Here is a 16,806-nt window from a genome sequence, read left to right as displayed (position 1 = left end):
ATATCCCATCCGATGAAAGACGCGTATCGCCGCCTGCCCTATTTCCTCGCGCTTCGCCTTGTAACCGGCGCTCGACTCCTCGCTTGCCGCCAATCTGCGCCGACCGATTCCGCTATATGCTCTCATCGGACGCGCACCCCCATGCCACAGATATCTAGGACAATATTCAAGGCTCTTCTTGGAGAAGGGTCAAGATAATCGATTACGTGATTAATGTCTATTTGCGCCAATTTGGCGGGATGGCGCGCAATGTTTCGAATCGATGACGGTCGATCGACGTCGATTGCAACGGTCAGGCACGCCACCGCTCGGCTGGGCTATCGAACGTTAAGCCTTGTGCGATAGGCACGCGCGATGGCCGGCCTGTACCTCACCCGCAACGCGCAACGCGCCGCCGCCGAGACCAGGCTCGATGCCGCGCGCGCGCAATATGCGCGGCACGGTTTCGGTACGCCGACCGCGCTGGCGGTGCCCGGCTGGGATATCCTCCATTTCGACTACATCGTCGGCGGCCCGACGACGCTGCAGGTCGAGAACGACGACTTCATAGCGGTTGCGGGTACGCTCACCTTCGATTCGGCGATCGGCGCGCAAGCGCTCAAGCGTCTACTCGCGAGCTTCGGCGATTCGCCCGATTGGCAGCGAATCGGTGGCCAGTTCACCGCAGTGGTCCGCAAAAACGGCCGCAGCTTCGTCTTCGGCGACTGGTTCGCCGCGCACCAGCTGCATCACGATACCGAACGCAGCTTCTTTTCGACCTCGCTGCTTGCCGCCGCGCGCTCGATGCCCAGGCTGCGCTTCGATCCTCAGGGCGTCTATGAATTCGCATTCAACGTCGTGCCGATCGGCGACGACACGGTGTTCGAAGGGCTCAAGACGCTCGGCCCGCGCGAGATGGTCGAGCTGACGCGCGAGGGCACCCGCACCCACCCGCTCGAAAAGCGCCTGCCCGATACCGCCAGCGACCTGCCATTGCCCGACCGCATCGCGTCGCACCGCCAGCGGCTTGCCGACGTGGTCACCGCGCACGCCGAACCCTTTGGCGATCGTATCTTCTGCCCGCTGTCGGGCGGGCTCGATTCGCGGCTGCTGCTCGCAGCGCTGCGCGAGGCGGGCCATTCGCCGCACGTCTATGTCTATGGCGACCGCGACGAGGACGACGTCGTCTTCGCGCAAGCGATCGGCGGCGCGATGGGGTTCGCGGTCGAATGGGTCGACAAGGACGGCGCGGTATCGGTGACCCCCGACGGTTTCGCCGAGCAGGTCGCGCGCAACTTCGACCAGTTCGACGCGCTGCCGACCTTCGGCAACATCTTCGACAATGGCGGCGCGGCCTGGGCGCGCGACAAGCGGCATGCCGGCGGCGCGCTGGCGGCGTCGGGGGGATGCGGCGAAATCTGGCGCGACTTCTTCTTCCTCGCCGATCGGCCCGCCTCGGCGCGCACCGTCGCGCGCACCTTCTTCGCGCGCTTCGACGCACGCGACGCGACGGCGTTGTTCGATCCGCGCGCCTTCATGGGGGCGATCGAGCGCAAGATCGCCGAAGCGCTCGGCGTTTCCAACCCCACCGCCTTGCTGTCGCGCCAATGGGTCGAACAGGCCTATCCGCGGGTGCGTTGCCGATCGTTGTTCGGGCGCGAGATCAGCCTCGAATCGCGCTACGGCGCGTACATGATGCCGTTCCTCGACCACCAATCGGTCGCCGAGGCGATGGCGCTGCCGATGGCGATGAAGCAGGCGGGGCGGTTCGAGGCGCAACTGCTCGCCGCGATCGATCCCGCGCTCGCCGCGCAGCCCTCGGCCTATGGCCACAGCTTCGCCGAGCCCCCCGGCGCGCGCCATCGCTTCGATGAATGGTCGTCGCGCATCCGCCCCACCTGGATGCGCCAGCACAGCTATGCGCTGCAACGCCGGCTGCGGCCGATGGGCGACGAGCATGGCGGGCTGCTGACCCCCGATTATATGGCGCGCGTGATCGACCTCGACTTCCCCGCGATGCGCGCGTTTTTTCGGGTCGACCGGGTAGCCGACACCGCGGTGTGGCGAAGGATCGCCGCGCTGGAATATCTGGCGGCGGCGTTGGGGGTCGAGGCGCCGGCAGCTTCATAGCAACCGCATCGTCACCCCGGCCTTGGGCCGGGGTCCACCGATCCGCGTGCCCAGGCCGTCGTTGGGCGCGGCGTGCTGGTGTGCTCACCCTGGACGGCAGCTTTCGTTGGACGGTGGCCCCCGGCACAAGGCCGGGGTGACGGTTAGCTTTTGTCGGATAACGGTTGTGGCTTTTGGGAGGTCGGCGCTTAGCCTTTACTGCCGCGCATATTCGGTCATCCGCCCGCTCAGCACATTCCCGCGCAGCACCACCTTGTCGCCCGACCAGTTCCGCACCAGCACCGTATCGTTCCGGAACCCCGGCACCGTCGATGCGCGGTTGTTTTCCACCACCAACCCCGTCGACGCATTCTCCGCCCCCTCGGGCGCGACGGTGATCATCGTCGTCCAATTGTCCTTGCCGTTCCCTTGGACGAAGCTGTTGTCGGCGATCCGCCCGGTCGCGCCGTTCGACAGGTCGATCATGTAGTTGGTCGCCTGCCCCTTGCTGTCGTCGAAGCTGTTGTCGACGATCTCGACCCGCGGCGCGCGGTTCTTCACATAATGGCCGCCGGTACCCTGTTCGAAGCGCGAGCGCGTTACCTTCAGCGCGCCATACTCACCGATATACAGCGCATGCGCGCCCGAACCGTCGGGATGCTTGCCCAGCCGCGCGAAGGTCGATTTGTCGATGCTGATCGTCGATCGGGGATCGCTCGCCGAGAGGATGCCGCACTGGCCGTCGACGAACATCGAATTGACGACCTCGAGGTCGCCCTTCTCAATCCGGATTCCCGCGCCATTGCCGTCGTCGACGAAGGTGCGGGTGAAGACGATGCCATCGACCTTGCTGCCGCGTCCGCGCAGCACGAAGGTCGCCTTGTCCTCGCAGATCGCCGAATCGAACACCACGCTGCCCGGCGTCGTCGCGACGAAGCTGATCCGCCCCGCCTCCTGCACCGCGCAGTCGCGATAGCGCCCCGGCGCGATCCGGATCGTGCCCGTCCCGTCGCCGATCGCCTGCACCGCATCGTACAGGCTGCCGAAGCTCCGGCCCTGTTCGACCACGGTGAACGGCCCATCGCCCTGTGGAAAGGCGGGCGCGGCGAGCATGGTGGTGGCGGCTAGGAATGCGAGAATGCGCATCGTCGACCCTTTCGTAAAAGCGGATGCGCAGGACCTGCCACGCGCGAAAAGCCTCGGCCATGCCTTACCTCTCGGGCGTTTCGAACCATATCGGGATTCATGTCATTGCGTATCGCCCTGCTCTCGCTGCCGCTGGTAGCCTGTTCGCCCGCCCCTTCGGCCCCCGCCGAGCAGGAGGCCCCCGCCACCACCGCTGCGGCGCCGTCGCCGCGCACCACCGGGCTCGACCCGGCATTGCTGGCGCAGACCGTCGCCGCCGCGCAGCGGCTGCCGCGGATCCGGTCGCTGCTGGTGCTGCGCGATGGCGAGACGCTCGCCGAGCATCGCTTCAACGGCGGCCCGCCGCTCGATCGCGCGGTGAACATCAAATCGGCGTCGAAGACGATCCTGTCGGCGCTTGCCGGGATCGCGATCGACAAGGGGGTGCTCGAAGGCGCCGACCAGCCGATCCTGCCGCTGCTGCGCGCCGATGCCCCCGCCAACCCCGATCCGCGGCTGGCGCAAGTGACGGTCGATCACCTGCTGTCGATGCGCGCGGGGCTCGATCGCACCTCGGGGCCCAATTACGGCGCCTGGGTCGCGAGCCCCAATTGGGTCCGCTACGCGCTCGGGCGCCGCTTCGTCGACGAACCCGGCGGCGGCATGCTGTATTCGACCGGCAGCTCGCATCTGCTATCGGCGGCGCTCACCCGCGCTTCGGGCCGGAGCACGCACCAGCTCGCGACGCAATGGCTCGGCGAGCCGCTCGGCATCAGCATCCCGCAATGGCCCCGCGACGCGCAAGGGGTGTATTTCGGCGGCAACGACATGCTGCTCAGCCCGCGCGCATTGGCGCGCTTCGGCGAGATGTACCGCAATGGCGGCCGCGTCGGCACGGCGCAGGTGGTGCCCGCCGCCTGGATCGACGCCAGCTGGCAGCCGCGCGCCACCTCGCCCTGGAGCGGCAACGGCTATGGCTATGGCTGGTTCGTCGAGGAGGTGCGCGGCCATCCGGTGCGCTTCGCCTGGGGCTATGGCGGGCAGATGCTGTACGTGCTGCCCAGCCTCGGCCTCACCGTGGTGATGACCTCGGATCCGTCCCCGCAGCCGCGCGACGACCATGTCGATTCGCTCCACGGCCTGCTCGCCGAGGGGATCATCCCCGCGGCGATCCGCGGCGCGGGCTAGGCCTCGGGCCGCCGCGCGAACCAGATGACGTGGCGCGCGCCCTTGCCGTTGCTGCGCGCGCGCACGACGACTTCGTCGACCGCCAGATCGCCCTCGCGCAGCCGCCGCGCGAACGGCGCATCGGGCGCTGCCGACCACACCGCCAGCACCCCGCCAGGCTTCAGCGCGCGCCGCGCCGCCGCGATCCCGCGCGACGAATACAGTCGGTCGTTGCCCAGCCGGGTAAGCCCGTCGGGGCCGTTGTCGACATCGAGCAGGATCGCGTCATATTCGGCACGCGCCTTGTCGATCGACACCGCGACATCCTCGACCACCACCGACACGCGCGCGTCGTCGAGGCAGCCGGCGGTCAGCATGGCCATCGGCCCCTTCGCCCATTCGACGATTTCGGGCACCAGCTCGGCGACGACCAGCTCGGCATCGCCCGGCAGCACCGCGAGCGCCGATCGCAACGTGAACCCCATGCCATAGCCGCCGATCAGGATGCGCAGCGGTCTGCGCTCCGCCAGCCGCTCGCAGGTCATCGTCGCCAGCGCCTCTTCCGACCCGCTCATCCGGCTGTTCATCAGCTCGTTGCGCTGCAGGACGATCATGAAATCGTCGCCGCGCCGGAACAGCTTGAGTTCTTCGCCGTCGGGCACCTGCGCGGTGCCGATCAATTCGCGGGGGATCAAATCGGGGTGGCTTCCACTATTGCAGGCAGGATCGCTTGGGGGCCGCATAAGCGAAAAGCCCGCGACGCGACAAGCCGCGCGTCACGGCTTGGGCAGTGGTCGCCATTTGCCCTTGGTACGGCTGGTCAGATGGAAAAGGTCGCACCGATCGCAGCGATAGGGCAGCAACGGCAACCCGATCGCCAGCGCGTGATCGGCAGCCTCGCGCGCCGAGCCGAACCGCCTCTTGCGGGCGCAGACGCTGGCCTTCGTCCGCACCGGCCGACCCTGTGGCTAAAGCCCCGCCTCGACCGCGACGCGCACCATTTCGGCGGTGCGGTGGATGCCCAGCCGCTCCATCACGATCGCGCGGTGCATCTTCACCGTCTTTTCCGACAGCCCAAGGATTCCGGCGATCTGCTTGTTGAGCAGCCCCTTGGCGACCATTTCGAGCACCTGCCGCTGGCGTTCGGACAAGGCCTTCACGGTTTCGGCGGCCTTGATCCGGCGGCTGTTCGACGGCCCGGTCGCCCCTTCGGGAATCTCAACCTGCGAGCCGAGGAAGTACAAAAGCTCGTCGGTCTCGTCATAGATCGGCGCGACCAGCACCGCGTTGCGGAACGGCGTGCCATCGGCCTTGTAGTTCAGGATCTCGACCAGCGTCGGGCGATGCTCGCGCACCCCGTTGCGGATTTCGTCGCTCAGCCAGGGTTCGGTCCCCGGTCCCGACAGAAAACGGCAATTGCGCCCCACCACCTGGTCGCGCGGATAGCCGGTGAGGTGGCAGAACGCATCGTTGCACGCGACGATCGGATTGTCGGGCAACCGCGGGTTGCTGATCACCGACGCGATCGGGCTGTTCTCGATCATGCCTTCGAAACTGGCTTCGAGACGCGGGAAGTTCGGAGATACCGTTGCCATTATAGCCAACATAGTGCGTCGCAACGGTTCGATCCAGCCCAAGCAGCGTACCGAAGCTTCATTTCGGCGATATTGCACCACGTGACTGCCATGTGTCTGCGTTTGCATCGTCGTTATAATCGGTTAGCAGACCGAAATGGCCCTGATCGACCGCTTCCTGACGCGTGCCATCCAGCGTGGCGAGCTGACCGTAACCTTTCCCGGCGGCCGAACCGCCACCTACGGCACCCCCGATCCGGCGATGAAATCGGTGGCGATCCGCTTCACCGATGGCCGTGCGCTCCGCCAGCTGCTCGCCGATCCGTCACTGGGCTCGGCCGAAGCCTTCATGGACGGGCGGTTGCTGGTCGAACAGGGCGACATCCGCGATTTCCTCGCGATCGCCACCGCCAACAATCGCTGGGAGCAAGGGCGAGGCGCGCTAGACGCCAGCGCGTTCCGCCGCCAGTTCGACAATGTCCGCTTCCGGATCGATCGGGTGAACATGGCGCGGCGATCGAAGCGCAATGTCGCGCACCATTACGATCTCAGCGACCGGCTGTACGACCTGTTCCTCGATGCCGACCGGCAATATAGCTGTGCCTATTATACCGATCCCTCGAACTCGCTCGAACAGGCGCAGGACGACAAGAAGGCGCATATCGCCGCCAAGCTCGCGATCGAGCCCGGGATGCGCGTGCTCGACATCGGGTGCGGCTGGGGCGGCATGGCGCTGTACCTCCACGCCAAGACGGGGGCCGAGGTGCTCGGCATCACCCTGTCCGAGGAGCAGCTCAAGGTCGCGCGCCGCCGCGCCGAGCAAGCCGGCGTAGCGGCGAAGGTGAAGTTCGAGCTGATCGACTATCGCGACGTCACCGGCCAGTTCGACCGGATCGTCTCGGTCGGCATGTTCGAACATGTCGGCCCCGCGCATTACCGGACCTTCATGCGCAAATGCCGCGAATTGGTCACCCCCACCGGGGTGATGCTGCTCCACACGATCGGCCGCGCGGGCGGCCCCGGCGTCACCGACGCCTTCACCGCCAAATATATCTTCCCCGGCGGCTATATCCCCGCGCTGTCCGAGATCGTCCGCGCCAACGAAGGGCTGCGGATGTTCGTCACCGATGTCGAGGTGCTGCGCCGCCATTACGGCTACACGCTGGCGCAGTGGTATGACCGGGTCGTCGCCGCCAAGGACGCGATCGTCGAAATGTACGACGAGCGTTTCTACCGCATGTGGACCTATTATCTCGCCGGCAGCCAGGTGAGCTTCGACCATGGCGGCTTGGTCAACTACCAGCTCCAGTTTGCGCGCGACCGCGATGTCCTGCCGCTCACCCGCGATTACATCGGCGAGCGCGAACAGGCGCTGCGCGCGCGCTAATCGGGCCAGCGCGCCGCCGTCGCCGCGAGCGACGCGCGCAGCAGCGCATCGAGCACCGCCCGATCGAGGTCGTCCAACCGCTTCACATAGATGCACGCCTTGCCCGATCGGTGCCGGCCGAGCCGCGCCAGCAACGGCTCGCGCTCGGGAAAATCCTCGGCGAGGTAGAGCACCGTCTCGGTCTTGCGCGGTGCGAAGCCGATCCGGCAGCTTTCGCCCTCGCGCCCGCTGTCATAGCGATAGCGATACCGCCCGAAACCGATGATCGACCCGCTGAGCACCGCGGCTGGCTCGCCCGACGCCTGCGTCATCGCCGCGCACAGCGCCAGCGCGTCGGCACGCCGCCCTGGATCGGCCACCGCCGCAATCACCGCCTCGACCGCCGCGTCCATCCCCGCTCTCCCCTGCCCCGCGATACACGCAGCATCTCATGCCATTGCCCCGCCTCCAACCCCTCGCTAGGAACCTACGCTTCCCTGAACCGGTGGATCGAATATGGCGCAGGCACCCCTTGTCGGGATCATCATGGGCAGCACCTCGGACTGGGAGACGATGCGCGCCGCCGCTGACATGCTCGACACGCTCGGCGTGCCCTATGAAACGCGCGTCGTGTCGGCGCACCGTACGCCGCAGCGGCTGCACGATTATGCCGAAAGCGCCGCGAGCCGCGGGCTGAAGGTCGTCGTCGCGGGCGCGGGCGGCGCGGCGCATCTGCCCGGCATGGTCGCGGCGATGACGCATCTCCCGGTGCTCGGCGTGCCCGTCCAGTCGAAGGCGTTAAGCGGCATGGATAGCCTGCTCTCGATCGTCCAGATGCCCGCGGGCGTCCCCGTCGGCACGCTCGCGATCGGCGCGGCGGGCGCCACCAATGCCGGGCTGATGGCCGCATCGATCCTCGCGCTCGAGGACAGCGCGTTGCGCGACCGCCTCATCGCCTGGCGCACCCAGCAGACCGATCGTGTTCCCGAGGTACCAGCATGAACGACACCCCCGCCGCCCTGCCCCCCGGCTCGACGATCGGTATTCTCGGCAGCGGCCAGCTCGGGCGGATGCTTGCGATCGCGGCGGCGCAGCTCGGCTATCGCTGCCATATCTACGCCCCCGTCACCGGCCCCGCCAACGACGTCGCCGCCGCCTTCACCCGCGGCGCCTATGACGATGCCGCCGCGCTCGGCGCGTTCGCGAGCGTCGTCGACGTCGTCACCTATGAATTCGAGAATGTTGCTGCCGATGCGCTAGCCGACCTCGCCGATCGCGTCGCGGTGCGTCCATCGATCGCGGCGCTGGTGACCGCGCAGGATCGGGTCGCCGAAAAGCGCTTCGTCGAGCAGCTCGGCGGTCGCCCCGCGCCCTGGGCGGCGGTCGCCGATCGCGACGCGCTCGATGCCGCGATCGCGCAGGTCGGCACGCCGGCTGTGCTCAAGACCACGCGCTTCGGCTATGACGGCAAGGGCCAGGCGCGGATCGCCACCCCCGAAGATGCCGATGCCGCTTGGGAAGCGATCGGCGGCGGCCCGGCGGTGCTCGAGGCGTTCGTCGATTTCGCGCATGAATTCTCGATCGTGCTGGTGCGCGGCCTAAGCGGTGACACCACCAGCTACGCCCCGCCGCACAATGTCCACAATGACGGCATTCTGGCTACCTCGACGCTCCCCGCCCCGCCCGAAGTCGCCGCGCAATGGACCGAGGCTGCAGCGCTCGCAGGCCGCATCGCCGAAGCGCTCGATCATGTCGGCGTGCTCGCGATCGAATTCTTCGTCGGTGCCGACGGCCCGGTATTCAACGAAATGGCACCGCGCGTCCACAATAGCGGCCATTGGACGATCGAGGGCGCCGAAACCTCGCAGTTCGAAAATCATATCCGCGCGATCTGCGGCCTGCCCTTGGGGCCGACGGGCCTTACCGGCACCAGCGTCGAGATGCTGAACCTGATCGGCGAAGACGCAGCAGGAGCCGCGCGCTTCCTGTCGGTCCCCGGCGCGCATGTGCATCTCTATGGCAAGCATGAGAGCCGCCCCGGCCGCAAGATGGGGCATGTCACGCGGGTGATTCGCTAGACCAGCAAGGCTAGATCAGCAGCCAGTCGCTCGCGTCGCGGCGGCCCACCGACCCGCCTTCGCTTCGCCGCGCCAGTTCGGTCTCGGCGGTGAAGCGCACATCCTCGTCGCGGTCGCCCAGGAACTTCTGCAGCGATTCATCCTCGATCTCGGACCATTCCTTGCCGCGATCGGGGCCATAGCGCACCCGCGGCAACAGCCCCGGCACCCGCGACCATTCGAGCAATTGCGCCAGCGAAGATTCATTGAGCATGTCGCGCAGGTGAAACGCGGTGACATAGGCGTCGGGAAAGGCGCGGTGGATCGGCAGCCCGCGCGCATGATCGATCCCCACGGGCTTGCGCCAATAACGCAGCACCTGGTTCGAAAAGCTCGGCGAATCGGGCCATAGCCGCATCGCGCATTTCCAGGTGCAGATCCAATCGGCCGATCGGGTGAGCGGCGGGGTGCAATATTGCTCCTCGAAGCTCGCGCGATGCGCCGCCAGCGCAACCCGACGCGGCCAGGGATCGAGCGCCTGGCGCGCAACGTCGTGCCAATAGGGCGCATCGGCGACCTGTTCGTCGAGGATGTGGTGGATCGCCTGGGTGATTGGCGGGATCGGCCGGCCGGGGTTCACCAGCGTCGATCCACCTTCGCCATACAGCTCCCAGCGGCCATCGGCGCCGAGCGCGACGTCCTGCCAGCCGATCTCGCACACCGCATGCGCGGGCGGCGCGTTGCCGGTGGTCTCTAGGTCGATGACTCGAATGATCTGCGGCTTGGGGGGCGGGGGCATGAGCGACATGTGGGGGCAAGCCGCCGCGAAGGCCAGCCCCCTTACCCCGGGGTCGCTAGCCGCTGTTGCGCAGCGCGGTCGCGATCGCGTTGATCGACAACAGGATTCCCTCGCCGATCCGCGGATCCTCCTCGCCCGCGCGATAGCGCTTGAGCAGTTCGATCTGCAACAGGTTCAGCGGCTCGATATAAGGCGTGCGCAGCCGGATCGAGGTTTCGAGCGCGGGATGTTTTTCGAGCAGGCGCGTCTGGCGGGTGATCGTCAGCAACCCGTCATGCGTCGCCTGCCAGCCGTCGCGGATCTGCCCGAAGATGCGATTGGCCATCGCCCGATCCTCGACCAGCGCGGCGTAGCGCGCGGCGACCCCCATGTCGGACTTGGCCAGCACCATCTCCATATTCGCCAGCGTCGCGGCGAAGAACGGCCAGCCCGCCGCCATCTCGCGCAGCAGTCCCTTGTCGGGGAACGCCTGCAACGCCGCGCCGACGCCGTACCAGCCGGGCAGCATCACCCGCGCCTGCGACCAGCTGAACACCCAGGGGATCGCACGCAGATCCTCGATCGCGTCGGATTTCTTGCGCGACGCCGGGCGCGACCCGATTTTGAGCCCCGAGATTTCGGCGATCGGCGTCATCTGGCGGAAAAAGCTGCGAAACCCGTCTGTCTCGTACACCAGTCCGCGATACGCCTTGAACGCGGTCGCCGACAATTCGTCCATCGCGGTGCAGAAGCGCTCCGAATCGGCCGCCGCCAGCCGCACGGGTTCCAAGCTGGCGCGCAAAGTCGCCGCGGTCATCGCCTCGAGATTCACCATCGCGCTTGCCCGCGTGCCATATTTTGCCGCGATCACCTCACCCTGTTCGGTAATCCGGATACGGCCCTGCACCGTCCCCGGCGGCTGCGCCTGGATCGCCGCGAAGGCCGAACCACCGCCGCGCCCCACCGCCCCGCCCCGCCCGTGGAACAGCTGGATCGCAACGCCGGCCTTTTCGAACACCGGCGCCAGCGCGGTCGATCCGCGCGACAATTGCCAGGTCGAGGTGAGGTAGCCGCCATCCTTGTTCGAATCCGAATAGCCGATCATCACTTCCTGATGCCCGCGCGCGCGCGCCACCGCGGCGACCTCGGGCAGCGCGAACCAGTCGGCCATGATTGCGGGCGCCGCCTCGAGATCGGCGACGGTTTCGAACAGCGGCACCACCATGATATGCGCCTGCGGCTGCTCACCCGGCACATACAGCCCGGCTTCCTTGAGCATCAGATGGACTTCGAGCAGGTCCGACACCGACTGCGCCATCGAGATCACGTAGTTGCGGATGCATTCGCGCCCATAGGTCGCATGCGCGCGCGCCGCCGCGTGCAGGATCGCCAGCTCGCCGGCGGTCTCTTCCGAATATTGGGCATAGGGGCTGGTGAGCGGGCGCGGGCTTTCGAGCTCGCGGCGCAGCAGCGCGACGCGCGCATCCTCGTCGAGCGCGAGATAATCGGCTTCGACCCCCGCCCCTTTCAGCAATTCGGCGACGACGCGCTCATGCACCGCCGAATTCTGCCGCAGGTCGAGCGTCGCAAGGTGGAAGCCGAACACCTCGACCGCGCGGATCAGCCGTCCCAGCGCCCCGCCCGATGCCAGCGTGCCCGATCCATTCGCCGCCAACGCGCGTGCTATCGACGCCAGGTCGTCGCGCAACTCCTGTGGCGTATGATAAGCCTCGCCAGTCAGCGGGCCCGGCAAGGGCGGACGCTTGCCCACCAGTTTCTGGTGCGTGGCGGCCAGCCGCGCGTAGATCCCCGACAGCGCCCTGCGATACGGTTCGTCGGCGCGGCTCAGCGCATGGTCGCCGCTCGCTTCGGCCAGCCGCCCGACCGCGCCATTGACGTGCGAAATCTCGGTCGAGATCGACAGCTCGGCACCGAGCGCGTTCACCGCATCGAGATAATGGCCGATCGCGGTCTCCGCCGCGCGCTGCATCGCGTGCTCGAGCGACTCGGCAGTGACATAGGGATTGCCGTCGCGATCGCCGCCGATCCAGCTCCCGGGCTTGAGGAAGCTCGGGCATCGCTCGCCCAGCGCCCGGTCCCAGCGCGCGTACAAGGCGGGCAGCGTCGGCAGGAACACGTCGCGCAGATAGGCGAGCGCGGTCTCGACCTCGTCGGTGACGTACAGCCGCTCGCGGCGCAGCACGCGCGTCTGCCACAGCAAGGCGATCTGGCGCAGGATCGCCTCGTCGACCTGGTCGCCATCCTCGGTCTCGTCGATCCCGCGATCCTTGAGCGCCATCAGGTCGGCGATCCGGTTGCGGTGATCGATCATCGATTTGCGCCGCACTTCGGTGGGGTGCGCGGTCAGCACCGGCGCGATCAGCGCGTTCTGCATCAACGCCATCACCTGCGCGCGATCGATCCCATCCTCGGCGAGTCGAGTCAGCGTGTGCGCGACATCGGCACCCTCGTCGGTGGTGATCCCCTGCCGGTCCTCGGCAAGGTTCGCCAGCATCGAAAACAGCATGAATCCGCGCACGAAATCGAGCGTCTCGTCGAGCGTCAGCCGGTCGAGTCCCTGGTCGATTGCGTCGGCCCCCGCGACCCCGCGATGGCGGTCGACCGATGTCGATCGGATATATTCGGTGCGCTTGAACAATTCCTCGCCGCCATAGGCGCGGATGACATCGCCGAGCAGGCGACCGAGGAATCGGATGTCGGGATTGTTGGTGATCGAAGGGAGGCTGGCCATGGGTTCTTGCTGCATTGCGACAGCGAAGAGGTCAACCGCCATGATGTTGCTCGATTGGAGCCCCTAACATCACAATCATGCGTGCAGGCTACAACCCCAGTGCGCGCGCACTCCAATAGGTGATCCCTGCCGCGATATAGGCAAGCGCAAACAGATAGCCGAGCATGAACATCGGCCATTTCCAGCCATTGGTCTCGCGCCGCGTCACCGCGATCGTCGAGATGCACTGCGGTGCGAAGACGAACCACGCGAGGAAGGCGAGCGCGGTCGGCAGGCTCCAGCGCGCCTGCAATTGCTCGCGGATCGTCGCCTGCCCGCTTTCGCCTTCCGAATCCTCGACGGCATAGACAGTGCCGATCGCCGCGACCGCGACCTCGCGCGCCGCCATCGCCGGGATCAGCGCCAGCGCGATATCGTGGTTGAAGCCGATCGGCGCGACCACGACCTCGATCCCGCTCGCGATCCGCCCGGCGACCGAATATTCGACCTGGCTCTGGCCGGCGGGCGCCTGCGGAAAGGTCAGCAGCGCCCACAGCGCGACCGTCGTCACCAGGATGATCGTGCCCGCGCGCTTCAGGAATGCCTCGGCGCGCTGCCACAGCCCGATCGCGAAATCGCGCGGCTGCGGCATCTGGTAGCGCGGCATTTCGAGCATGAAGCCCGACGAAGCCCCCTTGGCCACCGTGCGGCGCAGCACCAATGCCACCACGAACGCGCCGACGATCCCCAGGATATACAGCGCGAACAGCACCAGCCCCTGCAGCCCGATCCCCGGCCCCACCGCGCGATCGGGAATGAACGCGCCGATGATGATCGTATAGACCGGCAGCCGCGCCGAGCAGGTCATCAGCGGCGCGATCAGGATCGTCGTCAGCCGGTCCTTCTCGTCGTCGATCGTTCGCGTCGCCATGATGCCCGGGATCGCGCAGGCGAAGCTCGACAGCAACGGAATGAACGCCCGCCCCGACAGCCCGACGCTCGCCATCAGCCGGTCCATCAGGAACGCCGCGCGTACCATATAGCCCGACGCTTCGAGCAGCAGGATGAAGGCGAACAGGATCAGGATCTGCGGCAGGAACACCACCACCGCGCCGACGCCCGCGATCACCCCGTCGACGATCAGCGACTGCGCGAACCCGTCGGGCATTACCCCCGCCACTGCATCGCCGAGCGCCGCCATGCCGCCCTCGATCCACCCGATCGGCGCTTCGGACCAGGCGAACACCGCCTGGAACATCGTGAACAGCAGCGCCAGCAGGATCGCACTGCCCCACACCGGGTGCAGCACGACATGATCGATCCGATGCGTCCAGCGGCGCACGCTGGTTTCGCTCACCGTCGCGGCGCGCGCGATGTCGCGCGCCTCGCGCTGGAGCGTGTGGAGTTCGGGAACCGCGGCGGGCGCCGACGCCAGCGGCGCGGCGCGCAGCAGATCGGCGAGCGCCTCGCGCAACGCGTCGAGCCCGCGCCGCCGCACCGCGACGGTGGCGATCACCGGCAGGTCGAGTGCCTTGGCGAGCGCCTGCGGATCGAGCACCAGCCCGTCGCGCTCGGCGAGATCGACCATGTTGAGCGCCAGCACGATGGGCAGCCCGAGCGTCTTGAGCTGGAGCACGAAGCGCAGATGATTGTCGAGATTGCTGGCGTCGACCACGACCACCAGCGCATCGGGGCGGCGCTCGCCCGCCAGCGCGCCGGTGACGACGTCGCGCGTCACGCGCTCGTCGGGGCTTGCGGGATCGAGGCTGTAGGTGCCGGGCAGGTCGAGCAGCTCGACCGGCCGGCCATCGGCCAGCGCCAGCCGCCCCGAATGCCGCTCGACGGTGACGCCGGGATAATTGCCGACCTTCTGCCGCGCCCCGGTGAGCGCATTGAACAACGCGCTCTTCCCGGCATTGGGATTGCCGACCAGCGCGACCAGCGGAGCTTGGTTCATAACCGGGGAAAAGCCTTGGTCAGGCTGCCTCAACCTGCGGGAACGACATGGATCGCCTGCGCGACGTGGCGGCGAAGCGCCACCGTCATCCGCCCGATCCGGCACGCCAGCGGCCCGCCGCCGATCGTCGCGCGATGCACCATCTCGACCGACACACCCTCATCGAGCCCCAGTTCGCGCAACCGCTTCGCCTCGGGCGCGGCAAGCCGCGTCCAGTCGACCGATTCGACCACGGCACGAAAAGCGTGCGGCAGCTGGGCGAGACTCATGACGGGCGAAAGCATTGCGAGGCGTTATCAATAACCCGGAGGAAACGCCAGCGCTTTATCACTGACGCCGGCTCTCCCCCTCACACCACCGGATACCGCAACCGCCCGACGAACCGCGTCAGGCTCAACCGATGCGTCTTGGGCGTCAGCAGCTTCGCCTTGGCCTTTTCGAAGCGCATGATCCCGTCGATCCGGCGGCCGAGGAAGGCGCGCGTCTCGACATGCCCCTCGCTGTCGTCGTTCAGGAACACGCTGATCGTCGCGGCATAGACCCCACCCAGGATCGCGCGCTTGGTATAATGGTTGTAATCGGTCGCGGTATCGCCCGCCAATCGCCACATCAGGTCGGTCGACCGCCAGCCGAGCCGCGCTGCGCGACCAACATTCTGCGGCATCGCCAGGATCGCCACCGCGCGGCGAAGCGCCTCGCGATCGGGCGCCAGCGCATCGAGCCGCGCCTCGACCAAGGCCGCGATCCGCTGGCGGATCTTTATCGCCGCCAGCCGGTCGGCGGGCACCGCCTCGAGCATCCTGCGGTCGATCTGCGCGAACCAGGCATCGATCATGTCGACCGCGCCTTCGCGAAACGCCAGCCGCGCGATATCGGGATCGACGCCGATCTGCGCCGCGGTCGCGTCGACCGCGGCCTGCGTCCATCCGTCGAACGCGGCATTGGGGGCGATACGCGCGGCAAGCGCGGCGCGGATTTCCTCGAGCGTTGCGTCTTCGGGCAGATCGGCCACGGGCATTCTCCTATCGGCTCATGATCTAGGGCCGACGCCTTCGCCGGGCAACGGGTCTTGCGCCACCGGCTTTGGGGCACCGCGCCGCACCAGCACCAGCGCTGCCCCCACCAGCACCGCGCCGACCAGGTCGAGCGCGCCCAGCCGCTCGTCGAACATCACCCAGCCGATCGTCGCCGACACCACCGGCTGGATCAGCAACGCCAGCCCCACCACCAACGGTGAGAGGTGCCCCAGCGCATAAATCATCAGCCCCTGGCCGAACACCTGGCTCACCAGCGCGAGCAGGATCAGCGGCGTCCACTCGCTCGGCAGGATCTGTTCGCCCAGAGCCACCGCAAAGAGCAGCAGCGGCGCGATCGACGCGACCGACGACAGCGCCAGTGCCGACACCGGCAGCATCGTCGTGCGCGCGCGCGCCATCAGGATGAAATAGATCGCGTAGAGCACGCCCGCGAGCAGGCAGAACAAGTCGCCCGCCAGGTTGCGCGGCGACAATTCGGCCGATCGCCCCAGCAACAATGCCGCGCCGAGCCCGGCGAGCAGCAGCGCCACCGTCTGCATGCGCGTCGGCCACATCCGCGCGATCAGGAAGCCGTAGATCGGATAGATGAAGGTCGCCGAATTGCCGAACAAGGTCGAATTGGCGAGCGTCGTTCGCATGATCCCGAAATGCCAGCTCGCCAGATCGGCGGCGAAGGCGATGCCGGAAAACAGCAGCAATCCCCAAAGCCCGCGCGCCGAAGCGATCGGCCGCTCCTTCAGCGCGAAGGCGGCGACCAGCAGGATCGGCACCGCCAACGCGATCCGCCAGAAGGCAGCAGCGACCGGCCCGGTATCGGCCATCCGCACGAACAATGGCCCAAAGGCCAGCGCGATATTCGCCACGATTACCGCGACGATCGGCCCGATCCCGGCAGCCGGGCTTGGGGGAAGCGAAGTTTTGATTGG

Annotated in this window: 16 protein-coding genes; 5 read left to right on the top strand and 11 right to left on the bottom strand. The window is 67.4% G+C overall.

The window, feature by feature from the left end; translation table 11 throughout:
• Nucleotides 1-354: 354 nt before the first annotated feature.
• Nucleotides 355-2,109 (top strand): asparagine synthetase B family protein, encoded by a 1,755-nt coding sequence (locus NMP03_RS12765; RefSeq protein WP_256505819.1) that lies wholly within the window; start codon nt 355-357, stop codon nt 2,107-2,109.
• A 195-nt stretch (nt 2,110-2,304) separates the two neighbouring features.
• On the opposite strand, the gene NMP03_RS12760 is transcribed toward NMP03_RS12765, so the two are convergent.
• Complete coding sequence (locus tag NMP03_RS12760; protein ID WP_256505818.1) at nt 2,305-3,234, bottom strand: right-handed parallel beta-helix repeat-containing protein; 930 nt, start codon at nt 3,232-3,234, stop codon at nt 2,305-2,307.
• A gap of 99 nt (nt 3,235-3,333) precedes the next feature.
• Here NMP03_RS12760 and NMP03_RS12755 point away from each other — a divergent pair, with 99 nt between their 5' ends.
• Nucleotides 3,334-4,401: a serine hydrolase domain-containing protein gene (locus NMP03_RS12755; RefSeq protein WP_256505817.1), complete on the top strand. Its 1,068-nt coding sequence runs from the start codon at nt 3,334-3,336 to the stop codon at nt 4,399-4,401.
• Here NMP03_RS12755 and NMP03_RS12750 read toward each other — a convergent pair.
• From NMP03_RS12750 to NMP03_RS12740, 3 genes are all read right to left on the bottom strand, one after another.
• Nucleotides 4,398-5,075 carry a spermine/spermidine synthase domain-containing protein gene (locus NMP03_RS12750; protein ID WP_256505816.1) on the bottom strand — a complete coding sequence of 226 codons (678 nt, stop codon included), beginning with the start codon at nt 5,073-5,075 and terminating at the stop codon, nt 4,398-4,400. The genes NMP03_RS12755 and NMP03_RS12750 overlap by 4 nt on opposite strands.
• An 81-nt stretch (nt 5,076-5,156) precedes the next feature.
• Nucleotides 5,157-5,333, bottom strand: a complete 177-nt coding sequence (locus NMP03_RS12745; RefSeq protein ID WP_256505815.1) for a hypothetical protein — start codon at nt 5,331-5,333, stop codon at nt 5,157-5,159.
• Between the two features lie 15 nt (nt 5,334-5,348).
• Entirely contained in the window at nt 5,349-5,975 is a 627-nt protein-coding gene (locus tag NMP03_RS12740) for a LuxR C-terminal-related transcriptional regulator (protein WP_256505814.1), read from the bottom strand.
• Between the two features lie 136 nt (nt 5,976-6,111).
• Here NMP03_RS12740 and NMP03_RS12735 point away from each other — a divergent pair, with 136 nt between their 5' ends.
• Nucleotides 6,112-7,341, top strand: a complete 1,230-nt coding sequence (locus NMP03_RS12735; RefSeq protein ID WP_256505813.1) for an SAM-dependent methyltransferase — start codon at nt 6,112-6,114, stop codon at nt 7,339-7,341.
• Here NMP03_RS12735 and NMP03_RS12730 read toward each other — a convergent pair.
• Nucleotides 7,338-7,733 (bottom strand): DUF1801 domain-containing protein, encoded by a 396-nt coding sequence (locus NMP03_RS12730; RefSeq protein WP_256505812.1) that lies wholly within the window; start codon nt 7,731-7,733, stop codon nt 7,338-7,340. The two genes, NMP03_RS12735 and NMP03_RS12730, sit on opposite strands and share 4 nt — an antisense overlap.
• Before the next feature lie 103 nt (nt 7,734-7,836).
• On the opposite strand from NMP03_RS12730, the gene purE reads away from it, so the two are divergent.
• On the top strand, nt 7,837-8,322 hold the full coding sequence (purE, locus tag NMP03_RS12725) for a 5-(carboxyamino)imidazole ribonucleotide mutase (RefSeq protein WP_256505811.1): 486 nt from the start codon (nt 7,837-7,839) through the stop codon (nt 8,320-8,322).
• The gene (locus tag NMP03_RS12720) at nt 8,319-9,398 is read left to right on the top strand and encodes a 5-(carboxyamino)imidazole ribonucleotide synthase (protein ID WP_256505809.1); all 1,080 of its coding nucleotides are present in this window, start codon (nt 8,319-8,321) and stop codon (nt 9,396-9,398) included. Before purE ends, NMP03_RS12720 begins: the two co-directional genes overlap by 4 nt.
• A gap of 10 nt (nt 9,399-9,408) precedes the next feature.
• Here the strand turns inward: NMP03_RS12720 and NMP03_RS12715 are convergent, their stop codons facing one another.
• The 6 genes from NMP03_RS12715 to NMP03_RS12690 form a co-directional block, all read right to left on the bottom strand.
• Nucleotides 9,409-10,176 carry an exonuclease domain-containing protein gene (locus tag NMP03_RS12715; RefSeq protein WP_256505808.1) on the bottom strand — a complete coding sequence of 256 codons (768 nt, stop codon included), beginning with the start codon at nt 10,174-10,176 and terminating at the stop codon, nt 9,409-9,411.
• A gap of 55 nt (nt 10,177-10,231) precedes the next feature.
• A complete protein-coding gene (gene ppc / locus NMP03_RS12710; RefSeq protein ID WP_256508125.1) occupies nt 10,232-12,907 on the bottom strand; it encodes a phosphoenolpyruvate carboxylase in 2,676 nt (891 codons plus the stop codon).
• A gap of 88 nt (nt 12,908-12,995) precedes the next feature.
• Nucleotides 12,996-14,843, bottom strand: a complete 1,848-nt coding sequence (gene feoB, locus NMP03_RS12705) for a ferrous iron transporter B (RefSeq protein WP_256505806.1) — start codon at nt 14,841-14,843, stop codon at nt 12,996-12,998.
• Nucleotides 14,844-14,872: 29 nt separating this feature from the next.
• The gene (locus NMP03_RS12700) at nt 14,873-15,112 is read right to left on the bottom strand and encodes a FeoA family protein (protein WP_256505805.1); all 240 of its coding nucleotides are present in this window, start codon (nt 15,110-15,112) and stop codon (nt 14,873-14,875) included.
• An 80-nt stretch (nt 15,113-15,192) separates the two neighbouring features.
• On the bottom strand, nt 15,193-15,861 hold the full coding sequence (locus NMP03_RS12695; protein ID WP_256505804.1) for a COQ9 family protein: 669 nt from the start codon (nt 15,859-15,861) through the stop codon (nt 15,193-15,195).
• 12 nt (nt 15,862-15,873) lie between these two features.
• Complete coding sequence (locus NMP03_RS12690; protein ID WP_256505803.1) at nt 15,874-16,743, bottom strand: DMT family transporter; 870 nt, start codon at nt 16,741-16,743, stop codon at nt 15,874-15,876.
• Nucleotides 16,744-16,806 lie beyond the last annotated feature (63 nt).

Origin of the sequence: Sphingomonas qomolangmaensis (genome assembly GCF_024496245.1) — a bacterium.
GTDB classification, from domain to species: domain Bacteria; phylum Pseudomonadota; class Alphaproteobacteria; order Sphingomonadales; family Sphingomonadaceae; genus Sphingomonas; species Sphingomonas qomolangmaensis.
The sequence above is the reverse complement of the archived record's forward strand: the minus strand, read 5'-3'. Positions and strand labels throughout refer to the sequence as shown.

Bases quoted from the DNA above. Each gene is read 5' to 3' on its own strand.
- ppc (WP_256508125.1), bottom strand. From the start codon at position 12,907: ATGGCCAGCCTCCCTTCGATCACCAACAATCCCGACATCCGATTCCTC.
- feoB (WP_256505806.1), bottom strand. From the start codon at position 14,843: ATGAACCAAGCTCCGCTGGTCGCGCTGGTCGGCAATCCCAATGCCGGG.
- NMP03_RS12755 (WP_256505817.1), top strand. From the start codon at position 3,334: ATGTCATTGCGTATCGCCCTGCTCTCGCTGCCGCTGGTAGCCTGTTCG.
- NMP03_RS12695 (WP_256505804.1), bottom strand. From the start codon at position 15,861: ATGCCCGTGGCCGATCTGCCCGAAGACGCAACGCTCGAGGAAATCCGC.
- NMP03_RS12735 (WP_256505813.1), top strand. From the start codon at position 6,112: ATGGCCCTGATCGACCGCTTCCTGACGCGTGCCATCCAGCGTGGCGAG.
- purE (WP_256505811.1), top strand. From the start codon at position 7,837: ATGGCGCAGGCACCCCTTGTCGGGATCATCATGGGCAGCACCTCGGAC.
- NMP03_RS12720 (WP_256505809.1), top strand. From the start codon at position 8,319: ATGAACGACACCCCCGCCGCCCTGCCCCCCGGCTCGACGATCGGTATT.
- NMP03_RS12700 (WP_256505805.1), bottom strand. From the start codon at position 15,112: ATGAGTCTCGCCCAGCTGCCGCACGCTTTTCGTGCCGTGGTCGAATCG.
- NMP03_RS12765 (WP_256505819.1), top strand. From the start codon at position 355: ATGGCCGGCCTGTACCTCACCCGCAACGCGCAACGCGCCGCCGCCGAG.
- NMP03_RS12730 (WP_256505812.1), bottom strand. From the start codon at position 7,733: ATGGACGCGGCGGTCGAGGCGGTGATTGCGGCGGTGGCCGATCCAGGG.
- NMP03_RS12715 (WP_256505808.1), bottom strand. From the start codon at position 10,176: ATGCCCCCGCCCCCCAAGCCGCAGATCATTCGAGTCATCGACCTAGAG.
- NMP03_RS12740 (WP_256505814.1), bottom strand. From the start codon at position 5,975: ATGGCAACGGTATCTCCGAACTTCCCGCGTCTCGAAGCCAGTTTCGAA.
- NMP03_RS12760 (WP_256505818.1), bottom strand. From the start codon at position 3,234: ATGCGCATTCTCGCATTCCTAGCCGCCACCACCATGCTCGCCGCGCCC.